Annotated in this window: 6 protein-coding genes and 1 pseudogene; 4 read left to right on the top strand and 3 right to left on the bottom strand. The window is 69.7% G+C overall.

All coding sequences use genetic code 11. The annotated features are described in order from the left end of the window. Nucleotides 1–256: pseudogene (locus tag FV222_RS19645) on the top strand (SAM-dependent methyltransferase); the annotation flags it as partial. Then, complete coding sequence (gene egtD, locus FV222_RS19640) at nucleotides 253–1191, top strand: L-histidine N(alpha)-methyltransferase (RefSeq protein ID WP_147761640.1); 939 nt, start codon at nucleotides 253–255, stop codon at nucleotides 1189–1191. The pseudogene FV222_RS19645 and the gene egtD, both read left to right, overlap by 4 nt. A 33-nt stretch (nucleotides 1192–1224) precedes the next feature. On the opposite strand, the gene FV222_RS19635 is transcribed toward egtD, so the two are convergent. Together FV222_RS19635 and FV222_RS19630 are read right to left on the bottom strand one after the other, a co-directional pair. Beyond that, the gene (locus tag FV222_RS19635) at nucleotides 1225–1431 is read right to left on the bottom strand and encodes a hypothetical protein (protein ID WP_147761639.1); all 207 of its coding nucleotides are present in this window, start codon (nucleotides 1429–1431) and stop codon (nucleotides 1225–1227) included. Nucleotides 1432–1474: 43 nt separating this feature from the next. Next, on the bottom strand, nucleotides 1475–1687 hold the full coding sequence (locus FV222_RS19630) for a hypothetical protein (RefSeq protein WP_147815439.1): 213 nt from the start codon (nucleotides 1685–1687) through the stop codon (nucleotides 1475–1477). 163 nt (nucleotides 1688–1850) lie between these two features. On the opposite strand from FV222_RS19630, the gene FV222_RS29880 reads away from it, so the two are divergent. Beyond that, nucleotides 1851–2003 (top strand): hypothetical protein, encoded by a 153-nt coding sequence (locus tag FV222_RS29880; protein ID WP_187273639.1) that lies wholly within the window; start codon nucleotides 1851–1853, stop codon nucleotides 2001–2003. A gap of 637 nt (nucleotides 2004–2640) precedes the next feature. Here the strand turns inward: FV222_RS29880 and FV222_RS19625 are convergent. Beyond that, nucleotides 2641–3135, bottom strand: coding sequence for an Hsp20 family protein (locus tag FV222_RS19625; protein ID WP_147815438.1), 495 nt, complete (start codon nucleotides 3133–3135; stop codon nucleotides 2641–2643). Between the two features lie 149 nt (nucleotides 3136–3284). Between FV222_RS19625 and FV222_RS19620 the strand changes: the two genes are divergently transcribed. Beyond that, nucleotides 3285–3846 (top strand): alpha/beta hydrolase (locus tag FV222_RS19620; RefSeq protein ID WP_147815437.1); only part of this gene is annotated, 562 nt, incomplete at its 3' end.

The following is a 3846-nucleotide window of genomic DNA, read 5'->3' as shown; positions in this document are numbered from 1 at the left end:
CGCCGTGGTCGAGGCCGCCGGCGCCCGCCTCGCGCCGGGCGGCAGCTTGGTGCTGTTCACCGGCTCGGCGATCGTCGAGGGGGAGGATCCGTTCCGCCAAGCCGCGACCGCCGCCTGCGAGGCGGCCGGGCTGAGCTGGTCGTATCGCGAGTTCGACCCGGACGCCTACGGCGAAGAACTCGAGGGACCGGCCTACGCCGACGCGGAGCGCATCGCCCTCGTCGTCCTCACCGCGACGCGCGGGAGCCAGCGATGACGCCGGAAGAGACGGCCGAGCGAGACGCGTTCCTGCGCGCTACGCTCGCCGGCCTGGGACAGACGCCAAAGCGACTGCCGGGCAAGTACCTGTGGGACGAGGCCGGCTCGATCCTGTTCGACAGGATCTGCGATCATCCCGACTACTATCCGACCCGGCGCGAGATGGCGCTGCTGCCGCAGGCGGTGCCGGAGATCGCGACGCTGGTCGGGCCCGGGGCGACGATCGTCGAGTACGGCAGCGGCGCGAGCCGCAAGATCCGCACGCTGCTCGACGGCCTCGACCGGCCGCGCCGCTACGTGGCGATCGACATCTCGCGCGACTACCTCGAAACCTCCGTCCGGACGCTGGCGCAGGACTATCCCGAGATCGCGATGATCCCGGTCTGTTCCGACTACGCCGAGCCGATCCGGCTCCCCGTCGACCTCGCCGACGGCCCGGTGCTCGGGTTCTTTCCCGGCACCAGCATCGGCAACCTGGCGCCGGCCGAGGCAGAGGCCTTCCTGGCACGGGCGCGCGACACCCTCGGGCCGAGCCACCTCCTGGTCGGGGCTGACCCGACGCAGGACGCCGACCGGCTGCAACGGGTCTACGGCGGCTGCGACGGGCTGATGCCGGCGCTCCACCTGAACTACATCGGGCGGCTGAACCGCGAACTCGATGCCGGTATCGACCGCGACGCCTTCCGCCACGAGATCCGCATCCTGCGCGACCCGTTGCGGGTCGAGGCCCACCTCGTGGCCGCCCGCGCCGACACCTGGCACCTCGGCACGGACGCGGTCCACTTCGCGGCCGGCGAGAGCGTCCGCACCGACGTTTCGCATAAGCACTCGCCCGACGTGTTCCAGGCGCTCGCCGGACGGGCCGGCTGGACGCCCAAAAACGTTTGGCTCGATCCGGACGGCTTGTTCAGCCTGCACCTCCTGAGCCGCTGACGGTTCGGGGCCGACCCGCGCCGGATCGATCCGTCAGGGCGTGCGCTCAGAACCGGTACGGCCGCCGGCATCGCCGTCCGCCTGCGACTGGGCGATCATCGCCCGGACTTGATCGACCACGACCCGGGCTGCCTCGCGCTGGGCCTGCGCCTCCAGGCGGACCGCTCGCGATCGCGCGATCACCGCGCGCGACTCGGCGATCACGCTCGTCGGAAGATCGGAATCGGGTGCGTCGGGCATCGCCCAAATATACCCGGCTCCGAAAAAGTCGCAACGTCGCACGTTAAAGTGCGGCATCCTGAGGGGCCGCAGGCGACGCACCGCCGGCCACCGCGCGGACGTAGGACAGCACCTCGCGGCGCGCGTCTGCATCCGAGATCGCGTGCCAGGAGGCGAGCAGGGCCGCCGTCTCGTTCATCGCGTTGGCTTCGACCTCGAAGAAGTCCGTGACCGGGCAATCCAGGGCCTCGGCGATCCTCGCCAACTTGGCGATCATAAGCCCGTTGCTCAGCTCAGCCTCGGCTATATCTGGCTTCTGCATACTGTGGCGCTTCTATCGTCTACGTTGTTGCGCGGCTTTGGCTTGCCGGCCATAGTAGCGTCGCGTCGCGACATCGATTGCGCGCAACATTTTGCCCGAATCCAGGTGGGGGTCAACGGTGGCGACGGACACGCTCGACCGCATGGCCGAGGTCTGCCTCGAAGCGCATGCCCTGATCGAGGCCCACGGAACACCCGAGATGCGGGCGACGATCCGCCTGCTGCTGCTTCAGCTCGGCCGCGAGCTGGTTCGCCGTGAGGCCGAGTCGTAGAGGGAGCGCGAGGACCGCTGACCCCGTAGGTGGCCGACCCCGGCGTCCCGGCACACGACGACCTGAGGTCCACCACCTCGCGCAGCTCGGTCTCACACCTCCCGAGCCGGATGTCCTGTCGCAGACGGCAGCACAGGACTGGAACTTGACCGCGCAACCCCCGGTAGGAGGCAGTGAGGGGGAGGGAAGGACCGCACCATGCCGCAGATGTTCGACTGGATCTTCTTCGCCATCATCCTCCCGTTCCCCGCCTTCCTGGCCTGGGACTAGTACCGAAACCGCTAGGACGTTTTCAGTTTCGCTCGGATCGTATCCGGTGGTGGCGAAGGCGTTGGCGCGCGTCTTGGGCTGCCCCGTGTGAATTCGCTTTGCAGCTCGGCCTCGCCATGATGGCCCAGTCCGCCACCGCCCCCGAAAAGGGCGTGCGGCATGCGCTGGCGGCCGTTCGAACGCTTCGACGCACCACCCGCGGTGCCGAAGCGGGCGCGAGTCCCCCCTCGCCCGCTCGGGAGGGCGGCAGTGCGGCGCCGCTCCCGTCTTGTCCGGCGCCCTGGTCGGCCCCCGCAAAGAAAAACGCCCCGGCCATCGGCCGGGACGCTCCTTCTCAAGTCATGCGACCAGGGTCAGCAGACCGAGGTCAGGCGGCCTTCTGGACCTCGGCCGGAACCTCGGTGGCTGCGCCTTCGATCGCCGGCGCGCGGGTCTTGCCGCCGATGGCGATCTCGATACGGCGCGGCTTCTTCGCCTCCGGGATCTCGCGGACGAGGTCGACGTGGAGGAGGCCGTTTTCCAGCGCCGCGCCCGTCACCTGGACGTAGTCGGCGAGCTGGAACCGGCGCTCGAAGCCGCGGGCGGCGATGCCCTGGTGCAGCACCTCGGCGCGACGCTCGGGATCAGGCTTGCGCTGGCCCTTCACGGTCAGCGCGTTCTCCCGCACCTCGATCGACAGGTCGGCCTCTGTGAAGCCGGCCACCGCCACCGTCACGCGGTAGGCGTTCTCGGCGGTGCGCTCGATGTTGTAGGGCGGGTAGGTCGGCACCGCGTCGGTCGCCACGAACTGGTCGAGGGCCGAGAACAGGCGGTCGAAACCGACGGTGGAACGGTAGAGGGGAGCAAGATCGAACTGACGCATAAGACACATCCTCCGTGGAGCAACATGCTGGTTTGAGTCTATGGTCCGCCGCGTGGGCCGGACCGGGCTCGTACCGCCTGACGGCCGGTACGATCGTGATATTGGAGGGGTTCGAGGTGCGTTCAAGACCCGGCCGGACGACGGGCCAGATGCGGCAGGACGCCGCACTCCTCAGCCTGCACGACACGCCTGGAAACCCGGTCCCGCCCGGCGCCACGGTGATGGCGGTCGGCACATCCGACGACTGCACCCTGCGGGCGGCGCGCTGGTCCGCGACGACCCGGACCTGCAAGGGCACGGTCTGCCTGCTGCAGGGCCGGGCCGAGTTCATCGAGAAGTACTACGAGACCATCCGCGACCTGCGCGTCCGGGGTTTCGCCGTCGTCGCCTTCGACTGGCGTGGCCAGGGCTCGTCGGACCGTCGGGTCGACGACCCGCACAAGGGCCACGTCGCCACCTTCGACGACTACCGTCGCGACCTGCTGGCGATCCGCGACGCGGTGCTGGTGCCGTTCATGCCCGACCCGCACGTCTGCCTCGCCCATTCCATGGGCGGCTGCGTGGCGCTCACCGGGGCGCTGGACGGCTGGCTGCCGTTCCGGCGGATCGTCACGGTGGCGCCGATGCTGTCGATCAAGATGGTGCGCTCGCCGGCCTTCGCCTCGGGCGCGACGCGGCTGCTGCAGCGCCTCGGCCTCGGCAGCCGCTACG

It is taken from the genome of Methylobacterium sp. WL103, from assembly GCF_008039885.1.
GTDB classification, from domain to species: Bacteria; Pseudomonadota; Alphaproteobacteria; order Rhizobiales; family Beijerinckiaceae; genus Methylobacterium; species Methylobacterium cerastii.
The sequence above is the reverse complement of the archived record's forward strand: the minus strand, read 5'-3'. Positions and strand labels throughout refer to the sequence as shown.

Coding starts and splice junctions, on each gene's coding strand:
- FV222_RS19635 (WP_147761639.1), bottom strand. CDS start 1,431: ATGCCCGACGCACCCGATTCCGATCTTCCGACGAGCGTGATCGCCGAG.
- FV222_RS19630 (WP_147815439.1), bottom strand. CDS start 1,687: ATGATCGCCAAGTTGGCGAGGATCGCCGAGGCCCTGGATTGCCCGGTC.
- egtD (WP_147761640.1), top strand. CDS start 253: ATGACGCCGGAAGAGACGGCCGAGCGAGACGCGTTCCTGCGCGCTACG.
- FV222_RS19625 (WP_147815438.1), bottom strand. CDS start 3,135: ATGCGTCAGTTCGATCTTGCTCCCCTCTACCGTTCCACCGTCGGTTTC.